The following is a 19,610-nucleotide window of genomic DNA, read 5'->3' as shown; positions in this document are numbered from 1 at the left end:
ATCGCACATGATCACCGCTGCGCGTACCGTCATCGTCGGCTGTGGCCACATGGGGCTCGGGATCGCCAAGGGGCTCCGTGGCGCATCCCCCGACCGCCGTTTGCTCGCCGTCGACATCAGTGCCGAGCGACGCGAGGAACTCGCGCGGAGCACGGATCTGCACGTCGCTGCCGAACTGGAGACAGCCGACACCGACCTCGTGGTCCTGGCCATTCCGCCACAGGATTTCGATGCCTTCGCCCTGGCCGAGCGGCACCAGTTCGGCCCCGGGACGCCGGTGCTCTCGGTCATGGCGGGACTGACCGCCGACTCGATCTCCAAGGCGCTCGGAACGTCCCAGGTGGTCCGTTCGATACCCAACACGCCTTCCGAAGTCTCCGAGGGCATGTCCGTCTACTACGCGGGCCCGGCAGTGTCGCAGGAAACCCTCGCGCAGGCGGACGAACTGCTCAGCACCATCGGCCGGGCTCTCAGAGTCGACACCGAAGAACTGATCGACGATGCCACGGCGATCTGCGGCGGCGGGCCGGCGTTCGTCAGTTACCTCCTCGACGCCTTCTGCCGGTTCGGTGTGGAACGGGGTTTCACCGAGGCCGCCAGCCGCGAGATGGCGTTCCAGGTGTTCGGTGGTACGGCAAAGCTGGTGGCGGAGGTCGGAAAACCGCCGATGCAGCTGTGCCGGGAAGTGATGACGCCGAACGGCACCACCGAGCGAGGGATCGCCGCGTTCGAAGCGGCCGGACTGCAGGGCTCCTTGCGGGCCGGGCTCTCTGCGTCCGCTCACCGCTCCCGCGAGCTGGCCCACCTCATGAGTGGGGGAGTAGAGCATGGGAAGACCGATGATTGACCTGCTGTCCGGCAGCGGAGACGCGGTAGCGGCCACCCCGTCCGCGCGCGACGTCTACGACGTACGCTTCGACCTCGGACACCACTTCCGCCTTTTCGACCGGCCTGGTGCGTTCCGCGTCAGCCCGGCAGGCCGCGCGCTCGGGAACCACCTGGTCCACCAATTGCGCGAGGATGAAATCACCGGCCGCATTCTGGAGGTCGGCACCGGAAGCGGCGCGATCGCGTTGCTGCTGCGCAGTATGGGTGCCACGTCGATCACCGCCACCGACATATCAGCCGCCGCGGCCGACACGGCCCGGCGGAACGAGCTCGCGAACTTCGGCGACGCGAAGATCGACTTCCGTCATGCCGACCTGTTCCCCGGGCCCGGCCAGGACGGCCGCTACGACCTCATTGTCTTCAACCCGCCCGGATGGCGGGCACCGTCCGACACGCTGAAGGGAAGACTGGAAGGCAAGCGGAACTTCCTCGACCTTGAGGCGATGTTCTACGGTGACCGCGTCCTGCTGAGGTTCTTGCGCCAGTTGCCGGACCACCTGGCGGAGGGCGGGCGAGCGGTCATCGGTCTGAACTCCTTGCTCGGCATCGCCGATCTCTTCGACTCCTGCCGGTCGGCGCACCGGCAACAAGGCGACGTCGCTCTCCACTCGAAGGTTCTGGAACGAACCGAATTCCCGCTTCTGTTCTACACGGAAGAGTGGCGGGAGGTGCGTGACTGCCTGCTCGCCCAGTTCGAGCAGGGGCGCCGGAACTATGCCGCCACCTACACCACCAAAGGTGACGACATCCACTGGTTCTACGAGATAACAGAGGTCACCGTGGAAGCTCTGACGAAAGACCTTGTGAAGAGTGTTCCCGGCCATGAGTGACACGATCACTCCGGCCGCGCGTTCCACCTACGACGTCGTGGTCATCGGCCTGGGCATCATGGGCGCGTCCACACTCTTCCATCTCAGCCGGCGAGGACTTCGGGTCCTGGGCATCGAGGCGCACGGACCGCTGCACGACCTGGGGTCCTCACACGGCCAGACGCGTATCTTCCGCCGCGCCTATTGGGAAGGCGAGATGTACGTCCCGCTCTTGAACCGCTCCTACACAGGGTGGATGGAGCTCGACGACGCGTCCGACGACAGGATCGCCCTGCGGACCGGCGGCCTTTTCGTCGGGCCTCCCGGTTCCCGGCTCATCGAAGGCTCGCGGGAGACCGCCCGGCGCTGTGGGATCCGGCACGAATACCTGGGGGCACGGGAGATCTCCAGGCGATTCCCCGCCTTCCACGTACGGGACGACGCGGTGGCCGTCCACGAGCAGGATGCGCTGATGCTGTTCGCCGACCGGGCGCGGCTGAGCTACCTGTCCCGGGCCGCGGCCAACGGCGCACACATCTGGTACGGCCAAGCCGTGCGTTCATTGCACCCCGAGGCCGGCGGACCCGTCCGCATACGCGGCGACGGCTGGCAGCTGAGCTGTGGCGCGACCGTACTCGCGGCCGGCGGATGGATCGGCGAGTTCCTGCCCGAAGAACTCGGCGACCTGGTGACGCCGATGCGAGTGCCCGTCTACGAGTTCGAGGTGGACCGACCGCGTGCTCGGGATCACCTGCCCGACCGGTTCCCGGTTTTCCTCTACGAGGATGACGAAGGAACGCTTGTCTACGGGTTGCCCAAGTGGCAGGCGGTCGGGGGCGGTTTACGTGTCGGCTTTCACAACCGGCAACTGTCACCTCAGAACGTCAATGACGCCAGACGTCCGCCTACCGATGCCGAACGAATGGACCTGTGGCGGACCATCAGGGGCCTCCTGCCCGGAGCGCAGTACACCGGAAGAGGAACATCCTGTGTGTACACGATGTCGCGTGATCAAAGTTTCCTCATCGGCCGATCACGTGAACTGGACGGCGTCTTCTACGCGAGCGCCTGCTCGGGGCACGGATTCAAGTTCGCTCCGGGCGTCGGCGACATGCTCGCACAACTCGTCACCGACGGGGAATCGGCAATAGACCTTTCGGCGTTCACCCCCGAACGCTTCCGGGCACCTGTTGAGGCGAGCCCGTACTGAAAATCCTTCCTTGCGCCCCGTGGGAATCGGGTGGCTCAAGCAGAAGGAAGGTGATGTGACAGGACAGGGCCCCTGACGCCGGTGTCGTGAATCTCCCTCACGCACCGGTGTTCAGAGGCCCTGTCGGCTCGTCGTCCGTCCATGACCGCGACCCGTCGATGGTCTCGTGGCCGCTCGACTCCCTGGTGCCGCGGGGCCGTGGCGCTTTTCTGTCAGCCACGCCCCTCGGCACGGACACGTCTTCGACCACCCAGTACCTCGGGCCGGACCACCTCGCACAGCCGGCTGGGCGATCCGCCGCCGGGAAGGGGAGAGCCACACTTCGACGGGAAGGCCGGCACCTGCCCGTCGACCACCGCTACCAGCCCCTTCACCGTGTCGGTGTTCCGCTCGTGAAGCGGCGTAGGTAGGCCGTGTTTCTGGCGTGGAGGAAGTCCAGCAGTACGCCCGGTTGTTCGGCTGCCGACTCGGGCACCCAGACCCACATCTCCCGTTCCTCCACCGTGGCTCCTCGCTGAGCCTTGGCCTCGAACCCCTCCAGCCCGAGCCGCACCGTCTCGGCCCCGCGCTCAATGGCCGTGCGAATGGGGTGGTAGAAGCAGGACCAGGGATACGACGGACCGCGGTCCGCCACGTCGTAGTCGCAGCCGTAGGCCATGAAGAGGCTGCTGCGCCGGCCCAGCAGGTGCAGCGCACAGGCGATGAGCCGGCCGTCACGGTGCACGGCAGGCACCCGGACCGCGTCCGGCAGCGCCTCCGCCAGTACGGTGCGAGCCCGGCGGATAGCCTCCGGGTCGGGTTGGCCACCATGTTTGGCCAGCGTCTGCGCTTCCAGAACGGCGATTCGCTCCGCGTTCGCGACCAGGTCGATCTCGCCGGTCGACAAGCCCGAGGTGAGGAGTTGCTGTTCCTCCTGGCGGTACCGGCGCCGGCGCCGGCTCGGCAGCCCTTCCAGGTATGCGTCGAAGGTGGTGCGGCCGTGCAGGTGGAAGGCGGAGGCTGCGGTCGTCACCGCGCTGTGGAATCCCTGTTCGGCCAGAACGCCGCGCAGCAGCTGGTCGCCCGGCCGAACGTACGGGAAGACCACGGCTCCCGCGCCATGGTTCAGCGCTGCCGACCGCGCCTCCTGGACGAGCTGTCCCGTCACGTGCTCGGCTGCGGCGGCGTCCAGCCCCGGGTCCAGGATCACCTCGCTGCTGTCGAAGCCCCTGATCACGTAGCAGCTGCCGAACCGCCGGTCGAGTACGCGCCAGATGGGCTCAGCGTCATCGGCCGGCGCCGCCTGTCCGGAGCCGGCGAGATCGCGATGAGCGCGGCGCGCCCCTTCGGCATCCGGTTCGTCCTCCGCGAGCCGCAGCACGCTCTCCGAGCCGATGAACTTCCAGGGGTGGCTGGCCAGTCCGGTGCGGGCAGTGGTGAGGGCCCCGTGCAGGGCGCCACGCAGCGTGCCGGACACCCGCACGGTCACCACGAGGTTCTGTCCGGGCTCCAGGTATTCCCGGAAACGCAGATAGCCCCGGTCCGCATCGATATCGAGGTCTTGGGTCAGAGTGTCCCAGGCGTCTGGCGGTATCTCGCTCATGCTGTGCAGAACATCTATGGTCATCGCTAAGCAGTGTCCCTCGTCTGTCCGCCTGCCTGTCCAGGGCATCCGCTGCCGAGCCGGAAGCCCGGTACACCTTATGCGCTCGCGGCATCGGATTCCGAGAGCAAACCGAAATTCAGCGCCATGCACCCTAGTTGGAGTGCCCTGGCCGGGCGTGACCGATGGGCCGATGCGACCGTGCGGGAGAGTGCGGGCGCTCGGCCGTGACGCGTGGATGATGACGTGAGGATGCTGATCGGGCCGCTGCCACCGCTTCGGCCGGAGCGGTTGCGGGACCGCGCCCGGCAGCGGGCCGGATGTGTTTGCCGGGCCTCGTGCGCATTCTGCACCATGCCACGGCCTGACAACTCGCCCTCCGGCAGCTGGGGATCCATCCCGCGCCGCCGCGCTGCCCGGTGACAAGGGCTACGCCTCCGCCCCCTCGCCGAAGCGAGCTCCGCAAACGGTGCGCGCTGCCGGCCATCTCCCGCGAAGCACCCCGGACATCAAGGGGCTGGGCGCTGGAGGCGCCCGGAGAAACGCCGATCACGTTCGTGCTACGAACATAAAGGAAGGTGTCGCCGGGAATGGCTGACACGTACCCTTGCGGACCGGGCCGCCCAGGCGTTACGGGCAGCGCAGACATGGACGAGCCGTGTCATGATTCCAGGACCAGGCGTGGCTACAGCTCATATGCCCGGCTTGCCGGTTCACCGGTGCCAGGTTGCTTCTTCTGCCGCATCGGGCAGGAGGTTCGAGGCAACCGTAAACGCGAACTGCACGATCGTGTACGGGGGGAACATGCAGATGCCGTCGAATGGAACGCCCCAACCGGATACTCGGTGGAGGGTCGGCGACGCGTCTTGGGCGAGTCTTGAGCAGTGGGGCAGTTCCTTGTCACTCGCCACCCTCGAAGAGGAGGCTCATGCGGTTCAGATGAAGCTGGGCGAGATCCGGTCAGGGCTGGCGCAGCTTCGAGCGGTTCGGGAGGCCCTTGGCAAGAGCAGCGAGCATGGTGACGAAGTATGCCGGGTCACCGGACTGCACGAGATCAACGCGCTGCTCACCGCCGCCGCGTCCGACTGCCGCGACAGCCTGGCGACCGCTCAGCCCAGAGGGCCGCGGCGACCAGAGGTCCTGGAGCAGGCGCTGCCGAGAGACGTCGCGATGCTGGAGCGTGGCGTCCGCATGCGCACCCTCTACCAGCATACGGCACGGTTCAGTGCACCGACCCAGGCCTACGTGGAGAAGGTCACCGCTCTCGGCGGAGAGGTCCGCACCCTGGCAGAGTTCTTCGAACGGTTGATCGTCTTCGACCGAACCGTGGCCTTCATCCCGGACCCCGACGACCAGCATGCCGCCGTGATGATTCGGAACCCGGCGGTGGTGCAGTTCCTCATCGGGGCGTTCGACCGGGTCTGGCTGACCGCCCTGCCGTTCAGCTCGGCCTATGAGAGCCGCACGGAGGACGGAATCGTTTCGGCCATCCAGCGGTCCATCGCCCGTCTGCTGCTGCACGAGGAGAAGGACGCGGCCATCGCGCGGCGGCTCGGCATCAGCGAACGCAACTGCCGGCGCCACATCGCCAAGCTGATGCAACAGCTCGACGCTCGCAACCGGACTCACCTGGGCTATTTACTGGCATCGTCCGGCATGCTCACTCCTGAGGCCGGAGCGGACGACGAGACCGATCCGACTCCGTGAAGGTGCCGCCTCCGGGCGGCGTTCCGTTCAACACTTCCGACGGCCGGGTGAAGGGTTCCGGCACGCCGGTGAATTCCAGGGACGCACCCTCTTCCCCGCAGCTCTTCGTATTGCTCAGTGCGGCCAGCTAGGAGGTTCTTCCCTTGCCGGCAATGTGGAGGGGTGAGTCGAGGCAGGGGCGCATGGCCGGCTGACGGAGTTCGGTATTCGAGAATCAACGCCTTTTTGTCGAGAGTGCCGCCCAAGGCGTCGGCTGCAGTCGCTGTACGGCGTCCGGTCGTGAGGGTGAGCCAGGGGTCGCCACCAGTTGTGCCATCCAGATGGGGGAAAGCATGAGCGTGGAAACACTGGGCACGGGCAATGTCGCCGAGCTCAGGGAAGTGGGATTCGCGCGGTCCGCCGCCGAGGGCTTCCTGAGGAGAGGCGGCAGGCCCGAGTCCGACCTGCTCCGCAAGGAACTGTGCGAGCGGTACGCGGGTATGTCGGGGGGCCCGCCGGGCCGAACGCGAACAGGTGCCGCCGCTGCGGCCGGGCCTTCTACGTTCCATGCGGCGGTACCGACACCTGACTTCCGGTCGCGGGGGACGCCGAGCCGGACGATCCGGCCCCGCCGGACAGGCCTTGACGTCCGCTTCCCCGGCTTCCCTCGGCAGCATTCTGTCCCTGCTGCGTCCGGGAAACGTCCCCGGATCGGTTGCCTACCTGTCGTGGTGCATGACGCTGACCCATTCAGCGTCACCACGGCGTGCTAGGCCCTTCCCGCCGTGTCGATCGTGCTGTCCGTGTTCCGGGGCGACGAGATCCCGGGCACGCTCGGAGCGATCGGCGACTGGTCTCGCTGATCGGCGCCTGAGCGGCGGCCAATCGGCAGAGCCATTGATTACGCAATTCCGTTCCTGCACCGACGCGAGAAAGAAGAGACGCACGATGCTTGCTCGATGCCCCTCTCCGGCCACGTCGCAACCTGCGGTCCGCCCCATGTGCCCCTCGGCGTCATCCGTGAGCGACGACGACACCGGCTGGGGGTTGATCGGCGCTCCGGTACCGGGGGCGGATCCCGCAACCGCTTCGCCACGGTGACGGACGCGCTGTAGCCGGCGCGAGGACCCGCCGAACCGCCCTGCCCCGTCGACCTGGTCGGCGGGGCAGTCGCGCTAGGGCGTTTCTGATGGATCTCCGTGGGGGACGGAGCGGCGTTCGGTGCGTGCGCTCGGCGTACGGTGTGAAGGGTCATGTGGCGGAGCCACCTGTCCCTTTGCGCCGTGCGGCGAGGGTGCGTGCCGGGCGTCGCGATGCCGCGGAGATCCATCAGAAGCGCCCTAGGGGCCTGAATGTCCGGGATGTGGTCGGACGCGGTGCATTCCCGTCACGGTCGCGCACAGCAGCAGCGAGGCCGGTGGCCATGATGACGGCGCGTGCGCCCCGCATGAATCCGGCCACGTCGCCGGTGAAGCGGATCGCGATGGGGCTCGGGGTACGAGCCGCGTAGCCGGCAAGCGAGAAGCCGTCGAGCTCCGTGCTCTTGCCGGCCCCGCTGGACGCTGGGGCGACTCCAGGTCGAAGGGGCCGTCGTGGACCGGTGCGACGAGCGGGAGATGTACGTCTTCCAGCCTGCTCGCCCGTCAGTCCCCTGTATTGGGGACCGCGAACCGTGGGGGCGGTCAACAGCGCTGGTTGAAGCGGCCGTTGGGGAGGCGAGTGTATCCCGTCGGGGGGGGGTGCGTCGGTGGGACGCATGGCATCCGGTTTCGGCGGGGATCCCCCGGTTTATGCCAGTGGCCTATCCCTGTCGGTCCCAAACATGATCCCCACTCTGCCTGGCCGACCGAGGGGGCCGGGGCAAGACTGGCCCCGCTGCTGCGTGGAGCTGTCGTACGTACCGCGCGGCAGTGGCGGGTCAGCACGCCACCACCAGGAGATGACATTGCACGCGAACGTCCTGTTGTTGCACGTCATGAAGAACGTCCTGCCGGACCATATCCGCACAGCCGACGAGATCGGTCACCTTACGGTGATCACCGAGCCGGGGCATGTGCAGCAGTACGGTGCCGACGTGGACGTCCATGTCGTCGAGAGTGTGCAGAACCTGGAGGTGATGCGGGCGAAGGTGCTCGAAATCCTGCGCGAGCGCCGCATCGACCGTATCTTCGCCCCGTTCGAGCTCGGCCAGTCGGCGGCAGGGTATCTCCGCTCGTACTTCGGTCTGCCCGGTACCGGCCTTGACGTGGCCAACAACTTCTCCAACAAGTACGCGATGAAGCAGCGTCTCGCAGCCGGCGGACTGCCCGTCGCCGACTTCCGGTTGGCGGCCGGGCTCCACCAGGTCCCCGAGGCGGCCGATCGGCTGGGCTGGCCGGTGGTGATCAAGCCCGTGATCGGTGGCGGTTCCATCAACGTGAGCGTCATCGACGGGCCCGAAGACTTCGAGCGGTTCTGCCGGACTCCAGCCGCCGAGCGCATCCGGGCGCTCCCCGTGCCGCTGCTCGCCGAGCGGTTCGTGCGCATGAGTGCCGAGTACCACTTCGACGCGATCGTCGAGGACGGCCAGGTCCTCTTCTCCGTCGGCTCCCGCTACTCCTCGCCCGTCCTCGCCCGCGACAGCTTCCTGGGCTCATGCATCCTTCCGGCCGACGACCCCAACCGCCGGCGCATGACGGAGCTGCACGCGCAGGCGGTGAACAGTCTCGGGCTGGATTCCGGTGTCACGCACATGGAGTTCTTCGAGACGCCCGACGGTCTGCTCGCGGGCGAGATCGCATGCCGGCCCGCAGGCGGTTCCTTCCCCGAGTGCATTCGTATGCACACTGGTGTCGATCTCTGGCGTGCCTGCCTGGAGCTGCAGCTGGGGCTCACTCCGAAGCTTGAGCTGAAGGCCGAGGAGGGGGTGCTCGCCCACTGCCACCTCCCCGTGTCTCCCGGGCTGATCGTCGAGCAGACACCGGAGGAGGAGCTGGCCGCGTTGCCGTCCGTCGTCCGGGTCGACATGCTCCGGAGGAAGGGCGATGTCGTCCCGGCCCACCTGAATTCGGCGTCCGCCAGTGCCGTCGTCTATCTCCGGGGCGACAGCCCGGAGGAAGCCGAGGCCGCGATGCGGCGCGTCGTCGAGGCGTACCACATCGAGATCGTGCCGGAGAGTTCTTGACGGCGCGGCCCCGATCTCCGCGGATCAGCCCGTCACCTCCGGGTATTCCGTGACATTCGATATCGGCGCCTCGTGGCGGTTTCCACTGTCCTCCCGATCAGATCCTGCTGTTTGCTGATCGCTCGCAGGTCTCCTCTTCCGCCACGGGCGATGACGACATCGCTCCCGGGAAGCAGCGCCAACAGGCAGAACTTCCCACGGACAGTGATCGCGACCGTAACCCGCGGATCGCGCTCGGCCCACTCCTGCTTCGAAAGTGTCCATGCCGTACAGCCGAACCCCTGTGCATGCTCAGGTGGACCACACTCAACGCGCCGGACTTCGACTGGAGCCGTTCCCAGGCGTCTTCTACAACGTACGACGCCCTGGCGCGGCATCCGCTTTCGTCACCACCTCCACGAAGGTGGAGGAAGCGGTCCGGCAGACCTCCGACGTTCTTGCCACGCTCCCACCCCACCACGTTCTGCGCCTGGTCATGCCCCCCGAGGGCTCCGACCACACCGACTCCGGGCGCCTGCTGCGTGTATGGCTGTCCCGCGGAGTACTGCGGGTCGACACCCGCCCCGCGCTCTACGCGTACGAGCAGCGGGAGCCGTCCGGCGCGGTGCTGAGCGGCCTGATCGGCGCACTGCGCGGCGGCCCTCACTCGACCGACGGGGTGGCCCCGCACGAGGACGTCGCGGCGCACGCCGTGGACCGCCTCGCCACGATGCTCGCCGGCCTCCGAGCCGATGTGGAACCCCTGATGCTGTGGTATCGCGGCACGGGCACCGTGGCGTCGGTCATCGCCGCCGCCACCGAGCGCCCTGCCCTACTGGAGGCGATCACCGATCGCGGCACCGTGCACCGGTTGTGGCCGGTCACCGACGAGCGGGAGATCGAGGCCGCCCAGCGCGAACTGGCCGCGAGCCGGGCTGTGATAGCCGACGGGCACCACCGCTTCTCGGCCCACACCCAGCTGCGGGAGGACGCCCAGGCGCACCGCCGGCTCGCCGGTTTCTGGGACCACAGCCTGGCGCTTCTCGTCGACACCGAGCAGCACCCGATGACACCGCACGCCTTCCACCACGTGATCCGCGAAGTGCCTCTGGCCGGCGCGCTGGAACGGCTGGGGCCCGCGCATCCGTACGAGGTCTGCGAGGGAACGCTCGCCACCGCCCTCGCACGGCTGGCCGACCTCCGGGACCACCGGGTCGCGCTGTTGAGCGACGGCGAGCAACACTGCCTCATCCGTCTCGGGCCGACGTCGGCCGAAACGGATCTCACCGATGCCGAGGTGGCGAGACGTCGCCTCTTCCCCCGGCTGCACGGCAATGCGGCGACGCGCACCGAACGTATCGGTTCCGCCGCGCAGGTCGTGGCCGAAGCGGCCGATGTGGGCGGAGTCGCCGTACTGCTCAATCCGCCTGACGAAGCCGACATCCGACGCGCGGCCCTCGCAGGACGCCGACTTCCCAGAAAGTCGACCTATTTCCCGCTCAAGCCGCCGCTCGGCCTTGTCATGCGTGTGCACATGTCTCCAGAGCCGCAAACGATGAAAGAGGAACGATGTCCCACCCTTCCCCCGAACTGACCGCCAAGCATGAGGCCGTCCATGTCGTCGTGGCGCCTCCCCGCACCGCCTCGACGGCCTTCGCTCGGGTGCTCTGGAACAATCCGACCGTCGGTTACTACGCGCACGAGCCCTTCGAGGCCGGTTACTTCGACGGCCACGGGCCCGAACACGCCTGGGAATCCGTGCGGGGCGCCGTGGACCTGTCCGCCGTCGTCGGCGCCAAGAGCGGTGATTCCCTGCTGATCAAGGAGATCGCCTTTCAGGTCGGCGAACGCATCGGGGAACTGCTTGCCGTGGCGACCTCCGTGCCCGTCTTCCTGATGCGCGATCCGCGCCTGACGATCAGCTCTCGGCGTGAGGTGAAGCGCAGGGCGGGAAGTCCGCTGGAGTTCCCCCTGGACGAGACGGGCTGGCACGCGCTCGAACGGCACATCGCGCACTGCCGGGACAACGGCATCGACTATGTTCTCGTGGACGCCTTCGACTTCCGCTCCCAGCCGGCCTCCGTGATGAGCCAGGTCAGCGCACGCCTCGGCCTCGACTTCGACCCCGCCCAGCTCGTCTGGGAGCCGCGCCCGGACATGGCCTTGAGCAACCACCGCACCTCGGGCGTCGACCACTTCTTCACCCGTGTGCTGAACAGCAAGGGCATCGAACCGCCCGTGGAGACCGTCCCCGATTTCACGGAATTTCCCGAGGAAGGCGGCCTCCGGGCCCACGTCCGCTGGGCCGTGGACCTGTATCAGCACCTGCTTGAGGACCCCAAGCGGATCCTCCCGCGGTCCTGACGGGGGTAGTGCGCGCCATGCGGGTCGAGATACCCAGACGATGTCCCTCCACAGGCAGAGGTGGTTGAGCGCGACATGCCTACGATTCACTCTCCGGACGAGTTGTTCATCGACGACCTCTTCGTGAATCTGCAGCCGATCCTCGACAGGCAGATACTGCTCAAATGCGAGGGTTTCAATTTCGCCGGTTCGGTCAAACTCAAGGCCGCGACCTCCATGGTGGAAGCTGCGGAGCGCGAGGGCCGACTGCGGCCGGGCTCTGTTCTCGTGGAGTCCTCCTCGGGGAATTTGGGGGTCGCCCTGGCGGTGGTGGCCGCCAGCCGCGGTTACCAGTTCGTCTGTGTCACCGACCCGAGATCGAACCCCACCACCCGGGCCCTGATCGAGGCCGTCGGCGCGCGTGTAGTCCTGATCACCAAGCCCGACGCCGTCGGCGGATATCTCGGCTCCCGTATCAGTTACGTCCAGGAATTCTGCCGGCAGAACCCCGCTGCCGTCTGGTTGAACCAGTACGCCAGCCCCCACAACTGGCGTGCACACTACGAGCTCACCGCCCCCGCCATCGACAAGCACCACCCCGTTCTCGACTACCTGTTCGTCGGCGCGGGCACGACAGGCACCCTGATGGGCTGCGCCCGTTACTTCAGGGAGCACCGGCCCGAGGTCCGCATCGTGGCGGTCGACAGCGTCGGCTCCGTGACGTTCGGAGGCTTACCCGCCCCGCGGTACATCCCGGGCCTGGGCACCAGCAGGCGGCCGGAGATCCTCGACGAGGGGCTCGTGGACGAGATCGTCTTCGTCGACGAGGCGGACACCGTCACCACCTGCCGTGAACTGGCCGGCCGTGGCTACTTGTTCGGAGGGTCCACGGGAACGGTGGTCAGCGCCGCTCGGAACCGCCTGCCCGAAGGAGGGGACGCCATTGCGGTGGCCATCGCCCCCGACCTCGCCGACCGCTACGCCGACACCCTTTACAACGACGCATGGGTGATCGAGACCTTCGGCCCGCTTGAGGGCCTGCATGCCGCAGACCCCCCGAAACTTCCGCTCTAGGCCTCCTGCCGCGTTCTCGCCCGGCAGCCGTAACCTGATCCACGACGGAGAAACCCAGTGAACGTGCCCGCCCCGCACCTCAGCCTCACCACGCCACCGTCCGCCACCTCCCCACGCCCCCTGGGTGGCGCCACCGTCTGGCTGACCGGACTCCCGAGTGCCGGCAAGACGACCATCGCCTCCGCCGTCGCCGGACGGCTGCGTGCCAGTGGCCGCCTCGTGGAGGTGCTCGACGGCGACGAGATACGTACGTTCCTGTCCGCGGGCCTCGGCTTCAGCCGCGCCGACCGGCACACCAACGTGCAGCGCGTCGGTTACGTCGCCGACCTGCTCGCCCGCAACGGCGTGCTCGTCCTCGTCCCGGTCATCGCGCCGTACGCCGACAGCCGTGAGGCGGTCCGCAGCCGCCACGAGGCGAGCGGCACTCCCTACCTCGAAGTGCACGTGGCGACTCCGGTGGACGTGTGCTCCGTGCGCGATGTGAAGGGGCTGTATGCCAAGCAGGCCGCGGGTGAACTCAAAGGGCTCACCGGGGTCGACGACCCGTACGAGCCGCCGGCCGCCCCGGATCTCCGCATCGACACCCAGACACTGACCGTGGACGAGACGGTGTTGTCGGTGTGTGATCTCCTCGCCGCGAGGGGGTTGGTCTGATGCCCACCATGGTGGCACCTGGGGGCGGCCCCGACACTCTGCACCGGCCCGGTCACCTGGACGCGCTGGAGTCCGAGGCGGTCCACATCTTCCGCGAGGTGGCGGGCGAGTTCGAGCGGCCGGTGCTCCTCTTCTCCGGCGGCAAGGACTCCATCGTCATGCTGCACCTGGCGCTGAAAGCGTTCGCGCCGGCGGCCGTCCCCTTCTCGCTGTTGCACGTCGACACCGGGCACAACTTCCCCGAGGTTCTCGACTGCCGCGACCGTGTGGTGGCCGCCCATGGGCTGCGGCTCCACGTGGCCTCCGTACAGGACTACATCGACCGCGGTGTGCTGGTCGAACGGCCCGACGGTACCCGCAACCCGCTGCAGACGTTGCCGCTGACCGAGAAGATTCAGGCCGAGAAGTTCGACGCGGTCTTCGGCGGCGGGCGGCGTGACGAGGAGAAGGCACGCGCCAAGGAACGGGTCTTCTCGGTGCGGGACGAGTTCTCGCAGTGGAACCCGCGCCAGCAACGTCCCGAGCTGTGGAACCTGTACAACGGCCGCCACGCGCCCGGCGAGCACGTCCGCGTCTTCCCGCTGTCGAACTGGACGGAGCTGGACGTGTGGCAGTACATCGCCCGGGAGGACATCGAGCTGCCGAAGATCTACTTCGCGCACGAGCGCGAGGTTTTCCAGCGGGCCGGGATGTGGCTGACCGCCGGAAAGTGGGGCGGGCCGAGGGACGGCGAGACGGTCGAGAAGCGGCTCGTGCGCTACCGCACGGTGGGTGACATGTCCTGCACCGGTGCCGTCGATTCGGACGCGGTGAGCCTGGAACAGGTGATCGCAGAGATCGCCGCGTCCCGGATCACCGAGCGCGGCGCCACGCGTTCCGACGACAGGCTGTCCGAGGCCGCGATGGAAGATCGTAAGCGCGAAGGGTACTTCTAAGCATGAGCACGACGACCGAGGAGCTTGCGGCCACCACGTTGCTGCGCTTCGCCACCGCCGGTTCCGTGGACGACGGCAAGTCCACCCTCGTCGGACGGCTGCTGCACGATTCGAAGTCGGTCCTCGCCGACCAGCTCGAAGCTGTGGAGCGGGCCTCGGCGAGCCGCGGTCAGGACGCCCCTGACCTCGCGCTGCTCACCGATGGCCTGCGCGCCGAGCGTGAGCAGGGCATCACCATCGACGTCGCCTACCGTTACTTCGCCACGGCCCGGCGCCGGTTCATCCTGGCCGACACCCCGGGGCACGTGCAGTACACGCGCAACATGGTCACGGGCGCCTCGACGGCGGAACTGACGGTGATCCTGGTCGATGCCCGCAACGGCGTCGTCGAGCAGACCCGTCGGCACGCCGCCATCGCCGCCCTGCTGCGGGTGCCGCACGTCGTCCTCGCCGTGAACAAGATGGACCTGGTCGACTACCGGGAGCCGGAGTTCGCGAAGATCGCCGAGGAGTTCACCGCGTATGCCACCGAGCTCGGTGTCCCGGAGATCACCGCGATCCCGATCTCCGCGCTCGTCGGTGACAACGTCGTGGAGCCGTCCGCGAACATGGACTGGTACGGCGGCCCGACCGTTCTGGAGCACCTGGAAACCGTTCCGGCTGCCCATGACCTGAGCCACTGCCCCTCGCGGCTGCCCGTACAGTACGTGATCCGTCCGCAGACCCCTGAGCACCCCGACTACCGGGGCTACGCCGGCCAGATCGTCGCCGGTTCCTTCCGCGTCGGTGAGGCCGTGACCGTGCTGCCTTCGGGCCGCACGTCGAAGGTGTCCGGCATCGACCTGCTGGGCGAGCCGGTGGACGTCGCCTGGGCCACCCAGTCGGTGACCGTCCTGCTGGAGGACGACATCGACGTCTCCCGCGGCGATCTGATCGTGCCCACCGCGGACGCCCCGGCGACCACGCAGGACATCGAGGCCACGGTCTGCCATGTCGCCGACGCGTCGCTCACCGTCGGCCACCGCGTGTTGCTCAAGCACGGCACCCGTACGGTCAAGGCGATCGTCAAGGACATCCCGTCCCGCCTCACCCTCGACGACCTGTCCCTGCACCCACACCCGGGCCGGCTCGTCGCCAATGACATCGGCCGCGTGAAGATCCGCACCGCCGAGCCGCTGCCGGTCGACTCCTATGCGGACTCCCGTCGCACCGGCTCCTTCATCCTCATCGACCCCAACGACGGCACCACCCTCACCGCCGGCATGATCGGCGAGTCGTTCGCGACCCCCGAGCCCGCCAAGACTGAGGACGACGACGAGGGCAAGGGCGATGGGTGGGCCTTTCTCGGATGAACTCCTCCGATTCCGCCCTCATATCCGCCCGAAGCGCCGTTCGCCGCACCGTGGCGGTGATGGCCGTGCTTCCCCTCCTCGCCCTCGCGGCCTGCGGCTACGGCTCCCAGGCCAAGGACAACGACACCGTCAGGATCGCCGCCGGGGCGAAGAAGATCGACGGTCTGGACTCCGTGCGGATCGGCTACTTCGGAAACCTCACCCACGCGACCGCGTTGGTGGGCCGTAAGCAGGGGCTCTTCCAGAAGGAACTCGGTGCCACGGAGGCCAAGTACCAGATCTTCAACGCCGGCCCGTCGGAGATAGAGGCCCTCAACTCCGGGTCCGTCGACATCGGCTGGATCGGTCCCTCTCCCGCGGTCAACGGCTACCTCAAGTCGAACGGCCGTAACCTGCGCATCATCTCCGGTTCGGCGTCGGGCGGCGTAAGGCTCGTCGTGAATCCGGAGCGGATCACGTCCCTGGAGGACGTCAAGGGCAAGAGGATCGCCACGCCACAACTCGGCAACACCCAGGACGTGGCGTTCCTCAACTGGGTCTCGGAGCAGGGCTGGAAGGTCGACGCGAAGAGCGGCCGAGGCGAGGTCTCCGTCGTCCGTACCGACAACAAGATCACGCCGGACGCCTACAGGTCCGGCTCGATCGATGGCGCGTGGGTACCCGAGCCGACCGCGTCCATGCTGGTCGCAGAGGGTGGCAAGGTGCTCCTCGACGAGGCTGACCTGTGGCCCGGCAAGAAGTTCGTGATCACGAACGTCATCGTGCGGCAGGACTTCCTCAAGGCTCATCCGAAGGCCGTGGAGGCAGTCCTGCGCGCTTCGGTGAAGGCCAACCAGTGGATCAACGACCACCCGGACCGGGCGAAGGCCGCAGCGAACAAGCAGCTGGAGGCGGATTCCGGCAGGGGCCTTCCCGCGGATGTCCTGGACCCGGCGTGGAAGTCGATCCGGTTCACCGACGATCCGCTGGCCGCCACCCTCGACACCGAAGCGCAGCACGCGGTCGAGACGGGCCTGCTGGAGAACCCCGACCTGAACGGCATCTACGACCTGACGCTTCTCCAACGGGTCCGCAGAGCCGAGGGCGAACTCCCGGTCGACGACGCAGGTCTCGGCGCCGGCTCGTGAGCACCAATCCCCGATGAGTTCCCAGGAGGTGACGACCATGGCAACCGCCCTGGCCACGGCCGCCGACACGGCTACGTCCGTGGAGCACGCCGCGCGTATCGACCACGTCTCGAAGTCCTTCGCCGGTCCCGCCGGACAGCAGCTCGTCCTCGACGACATCACGCTCGATGTCGCGCCCGGCGAGTTCGTCACCCTCCTCGGAGCGTCCGGCTGCGGCAAGTCCACCCTGCTGAATCTGGTGGCAGGCCTCGACAAGCCCAGCGCGGGCAGCATCGTCACCGACGGACGCCCGGCGCTGATGTTCCAGGAACACGCGCTCTTCCCGTGGCTGACGGCGGGCAAGAACATCGAACTCGCCCTGAAGCTCAGGGGCGTACCCAAAGCCGAGCGGGGCGGCCGGGCCGAGGAACTCCTCGGACTCGTCCGGCTCAAGGGCGCGTACGGCAAGCGGGTGCACGAGCTGTCCGGTGGTATGCGCCAGCGGGTCGCCATGGCCCGGGCGCTTGCCCAAGACAGCAAGCTGCTGCTGATGGACGAGCCGTTCGCCGCGCTGGACGCGATCACCCGGGACGTGCTGCACGACGAGCTGACCCGCATCTGGAGGGAGACACAGCTGTCGGTGCTGTTCGTCACGCACAACGTGCGTGAGGCGGTCCGCCTCGCCCAGCGGGTCGTGCTCCTGTCCTCCCGCCCGGGACGCGTCGCGCGCGAGTGGACGGTCGGCATCCCGCAGCCGCGCCGCATCGAGGACGGCGCAGTGGCGGAACTGGCCCGGGACATCACCGAAGAACTGCGTGGGGAGATCCGCCGACATGGCCAGCACTGACACGACCGCTGCCAAGGACGGGACCTCCCTCGCTGGACTCGAAGCGGGGCTGGACGCCCTGGAGACGGTCCAGACGGGCCGTACGCCGTTCCGCAAGACGCTGACGCGGAAGGTCCTTCCTCCGGTCGTCGCCGTCGCCCTGGTGCTGGGGGCCTGGCAGCTCCTGGTGTCATCCGGTATCGCCGACGACCCGGCCACACTGCCCGCGCCGGCCGCCGTGTGGGGCGAACTGCGCGCATCATGGCTGCAGGGCACCCTCCACCAGTACGTCTGGACGTCCGTCTCGCGCGGCCTGCTCGGCTTCCTGCTGGCGCTCGCCATCGGTACGCCGCTGGGGCTGCTCGTGGCACGGGTCCGGTGCGTGCGGGCGGCGATCGGGCCGATCCTGTCCGGCCTGCAGGCCCTGCCGTCGGTCGCCTGGGTGCCGCCCGCCGTGATCTGGCTGGGCCTGAACGACCGGATGATGTACGCGGTGATCCTGCTCGGCGCGGTCCCCTCCATCGCCAACGGTCTGATCTCCGGCGTCGACCAGGTGCCCCCGCTGTTCCTACGGGCGGGGCGAACGCTGGGCGCGACGGGCCTGAGGAGCACCTGGCACATCGTCATGCCGGCCGCGCTGCCGGGCTACCTGGCCGGCCTGAAGCAGGGCTGGGCCTTCTCCTGGCGTTCCCTGATGGCGGCGGAAATCATCGCTTCCTCACCTGACCTGGGCGTCGGCCTGGGCCAGCTCCTGGAGAACGGCCGCAACACCAGTTCCATGTCCCTGGTGTTCTTCTCCATCCTCCTCATTCTGTTCGTCGGCATCGCCATCGACCTGCTCATCTTCAGCCCGCTGGAGCGGTGGGTACTGCGCAGCCGCGGACTGCTCATGCGGAACTGAGCAGTTGCGGCGCAGGGACGCTCGTCCGAGCGCGCGGCAAGAAGTCAGCATGTCCACACCAAGAAGATCGACACGTTCAGCGAATCTCATCCAAGGGGATCCATGTTCACGTTCGAAGTCGTACCGGGCGAGGTAGCGCGACAGCAGTTGGACCAGCACCGCGATGAGATCGTGGACATCGTCGAGCGGACCTACCGGGAACACGAGGCCGGTGAGACCATCAACCCGGACAGCTACTTCCTGCGGTTCCCCGAGAAGCCGGATTCCCGCATCATCGCGCTCCCCGCACTCCTGAGGGCCGATGTCCAGCTCGCCGGGATCAAGTGGATAGCCAGCTTCCCCAAGAACGTACCGGCCGGCCGGCCCAGGGCCTCCGCCGTCCTGATTCTCAACGACTACGAGACGGGCTACCCGATCGCCTGTCTGGAGGCCGCCCACATCAGCGCCACCCGCACCGCCGCCTCGGCGGCCGTGGCGGCCAGGGCCCTGCGGCCTACGGGACTCACCGGCGGACGGATCGCGGTGGTGGGCGGCGGAGTCATCGCCCGCAACATCTGCGCGTACCTCCACGAGGTCGGTTGCCGGCCGGACACCTATCTGGTGCATGACATTCATGAGCCCTCGGGCAAGTCCCTGGTCGAGCACCTGCAGACCCAGGGCCTGTCCGCGCGGTTCACGCCGGTGCTGGAGGATGCCCTGGAGGCGGACGTCGTCGTGTTCGCCACCACGGCTCTGGAGCCGTACGTCACACGTCCGTTCCGCCCTGGTCAGCTGGTGCTGAACATCTCGCTGCGCGACCTGTCCCCCGAAACGGTCCTCGGCGCACACAACATCCTCGACGACGTGGACCACTGTATGAAGGCGAACACCTCGCCGCACCTGGCGGAACAGCTCACCGGCAACCGGGACTTCGTCACCGGCACCCTGGCCGGCGTCCTCAACGGTGACATCACCGTCGACGAGAGCAAGCCGGTCATCTTCACGCCCTTCGGGCTGGGCGTGCTCGACATCGCCGTCGGCGCTCACGTACTCGACCGGGCACGGGCGGCGGGGCAGACCACGGACATTCCGGGGTTCTTCGGCGAAACCAGCCGGTGGTGAG

General features: G+C 67.9%; 16 protein-coding genes. 15 read left to right on the top strand and 1 reads right to left on the bottom strand.

The genetic code is table 11. The annotated features are described in order from the left end of the window. Window positions 1-7 precede the first annotated feature (7 nt). Genes proC through solA form a run of 3 tightly spaced genes read left to right on the top strand, consistent with a single transcriptional unit; the run spans window position 8 to window position 2,907 of the window. Window positions 8-847 carry a pyrroline-5-carboxylate reductase gene (gene proC / locus AB0L45_RS07560; protein ID WP_365837140.1) on the top strand — a complete coding sequence of 280 codons (840 nt, stop codon included), beginning with the start codon at window positions 8-10 and terminating at the stop codon, window positions 845-847. After that, window positions 840-1,718, top strand: coding sequence for a class I SAM-dependent methyltransferase (locus AB0L45_RS07555; RefSeq protein WP_365837138.1), 879 nt, complete (start codon window positions 840-842; stop codon window positions 1,716-1,718). Before proC ends, AB0L45_RS07555 begins: the two co-directional genes overlap by 8 nt. Further along, window positions 1,711-2,907 (top strand): N-methyl-L-tryptophan oxidase, encoded by a 1,197-nt coding sequence (solA, locus tag AB0L45_RS07550; RefSeq protein ID WP_365837136.1) that lies wholly within the window; start codon window positions 1,711-1,713, stop codon window positions 2,905-2,907. The genes AB0L45_RS07555 and solA overlap by 8 nt, the downstream gene beginning before the upstream one ends. Window positions 2,908-3,277: 370 nt before the next feature. On the opposite strand, the gene AB0L45_RS07545 is transcribed toward solA, so the two are convergent. Beyond that, window positions 3,278-4,489 (bottom strand): GNAT family N-acetyltransferase, encoded by a 1,212-nt coding sequence (locus tag AB0L45_RS07545; RefSeq protein WP_365837134.1) that lies wholly within the window; start codon window positions 4,487-4,489, stop codon window positions 3,278-3,280. 897 nt (window positions 4,490-5,386) lie between these two features. On the opposite strand from AB0L45_RS07545, the gene AB0L45_RS07540 reads away from it, so the two are divergent. From AB0L45_RS07540 to sbnB, 12 genes are all read left to right on the top strand, one after another. Further along, window positions 5,387-6,196 carry a helix-turn-helix transcriptional regulator gene (locus AB0L45_RS07540; RefSeq protein WP_365837132.1) on the top strand — a complete coding sequence of 270 codons (810 nt, stop codon included), beginning with the start codon at window positions 5,387-5,389 and terminating at the stop codon, window positions 6,194-6,196. A 1,918-nt stretch (window positions 6,197-8,114) separates the two neighbouring features. Then, entirely contained in the window at window positions 8,115-9,338 is a 1,224-nt protein-coding gene (locus AB0L45_RS07535) for an ATP-grasp domain-containing protein (RefSeq protein ID WP_365837130.1), read from the top strand. Window positions 9,339-9,633: 295 nt separating this feature from the next. Further along, window positions 9,634-10,911: a DUF1015 family protein gene (locus tag AB0L45_RS07530; protein ID WP_365837128.1), complete on the top strand. Its 1,278-nt coding sequence runs from the start codon at window positions 9,634-9,636 to the stop codon at window positions 10,909-10,911. Then, a complete protein-coding gene (locus AB0L45_RS07525; protein ID WP_365837126.1) occupies window positions 10,887-11,681 on the top strand; it encodes a hypothetical protein in 795 nt (264 codons plus the stop codon). The genes AB0L45_RS07530 and AB0L45_RS07525 overlap by 25 nt, the downstream gene beginning before the upstream one ends. Before the next feature lie 75 nt (window positions 11,682-11,756). After that, window positions 11,757-12,734, top strand: a complete 978-nt coding sequence (sbnA, locus tag AB0L45_RS07520) for a 2,3-diaminopropionate biosynthesis protein SbnA (RefSeq protein ID WP_365837488.1) — start codon at window positions 11,757-11,759, stop codon at window positions 12,732-12,734. A gap of 120 nt (window positions 12,735-12,854) precedes the next feature. Continuing rightward, the gene (cysC, locus tag AB0L45_RS07515; protein WP_365837486.1) at window positions 12,855-13,388 is read left to right on the top strand and encodes an adenylyl-sulfate kinase; all 534 of its coding nucleotides are present in this window, start codon (window positions 12,855-12,857) and stop codon (window positions 13,386-13,388) included. Between the two features lie 8 nt (window positions 13,389-13,396). Beyond that, window positions 13,397-14,323: a sulfate adenylyltransferase subunit CysD gene (cysD, locus tag AB0L45_RS07510; RefSeq protein ID WP_365837124.1), complete on the top strand. Its 927-nt coding sequence runs from the start codon at window positions 13,397-13,399 to the stop codon at window positions 14,321-14,323. A 2-nt stretch (window positions 14,324-14,325) separates the two neighbouring features. Then, a complete protein-coding gene (locus AB0L45_RS07505; RefSeq protein ID WP_365837122.1) occupies window positions 14,326-15,675 on the top strand; it encodes a GTP-binding protein in 1,350 nt (449 codons plus the stop codon). A 20-nt stretch (window positions 15,676-15,695) separates the two neighbouring features. After that, window positions 15,696-16,802 (top strand): aliphatic sulfonate ABC transporter substrate-binding protein, encoded by a 1,107-nt coding sequence (locus AB0L45_RS07500; protein ID WP_365837484.1) that lies wholly within the window; start codon window positions 15,696-15,698, stop codon window positions 16,800-16,802. 37 nt (window positions 16,803-16,839) lie between these two features. Next, on the top strand, window positions 16,840-17,628 hold the full coding sequence (locus AB0L45_RS07495; protein WP_365837120.1) for an ABC transporter ATP-binding protein: 789 nt from the start codon (window positions 16,840-16,842) through the stop codon (window positions 17,626-17,628). Then, window positions 17,615-18,508 carry an ABC transporter permease gene (locus AB0L45_RS07490; protein WP_365837118.1) on the top strand — a complete coding sequence of 298 codons (894 nt, stop codon included), beginning with the start codon at window positions 17,615-17,617 and terminating at the stop codon, window positions 18,506-18,508. The genes AB0L45_RS07495 and AB0L45_RS07490 overlap by 14 nt, the downstream gene beginning before the upstream one ends. A 102-nt stretch (window positions 18,509-18,610) precedes the next feature. Beyond that, entirely contained in the window at window positions 18,611-19,609 is a 999-nt protein-coding gene (gene sbnB, locus AB0L45_RS07485; RefSeq protein WP_365837116.1) for a 2,3-diaminopropionate biosynthesis protein SbnB, read from the top strand. Window position 19,610 lies beyond the last annotated feature (1 nt).

The sequence above is a fragment of the Streptomyces sp. NPDC052496 genome, assembly GCF_040679095.1.
Lineage (GTDB): Bacteria > Actinomycetota > Actinomycetes > Streptomycetales > Streptomycetaceae > Streptomyces.
The sequence above is the reverse complement of the archived record's forward strand: the minus strand, read 5'-3'. Positions and strand labels throughout refer to the sequence as shown.

Coding starts and splice junctions, on each gene's coding strand:
- AB0L45_RS07490 (WP_365837118.1), top strand. CDS start 17,615: ATGGCCAGCACTGACACGACCGCTGCCAAGGACGGGACCTCCCTCGCT.
- sbnA (WP_365837488.1), top strand. CDS start 11,757: ATGCCTACGATTCACTCTCCGGACGAGTTGTTCATCGACGACCTCTTC.
- AB0L45_RS07495 (WP_365837120.1), top strand. CDS start 16,840: ATGGCAACCGCCCTGGCCACGGCCGCCGACACGGCTACGTCCGTGGAG.
- AB0L45_RS07555 (WP_365837138.1), top strand. CDS start 840: ATGATTGACCTGCTGTCCGGCAGCGGAGACGCGGTAGCGGCCACCCCG.
- AB0L45_RS07505 (WP_365837122.1), top strand. CDS start 14,326: ATGAGCACGACGACCGAGGAGCTTGCGGCCACCACGTTGCTGCGCTTC.
- cysD (WP_365837124.1), top strand. CDS start 13,397: ATGGTGGCACCTGGGGGCGGCCCCGACACTCTGCACCGGCCCGGTCAC.
- solA (WP_365837136.1), top strand. CDS start 1,711: ATGAGTGACACGATCACTCCGGCCGCGCGTTCCACCTACGACGTCGTG.
- AB0L45_RS07525 (WP_365837126.1), top strand. CDS start 10,887: ATGTCCCACCCTTCCCCCGAACTGACCGCCAAGCATGAGGCCGTCCAT.
- sbnB (WP_365837116.1), top strand. CDS start 18,611: ATGTTCACGTTCGAAGTCGTACCGGGCGAGGTAGCGCGACAGCAGTTG.
- proC (WP_365837140.1), top strand. CDS start 8: ATGATCACCGCTGCGCGTACCGTCATCGTCGGCTGTGGCCACATGGGG.
- AB0L45_RS07545 (WP_365837134.1), bottom strand. CDS start 4,489: ATGAGCGAGATACCGCCAGACGCCTGGGACACTCTGACCCAAGACCTC.
- AB0L45_RS07535 (WP_365837130.1), top strand. CDS start 8,115: ATGACATTGCACGCGAACGTCCTGTTGTTGCACGTCATGAAGAACGTC.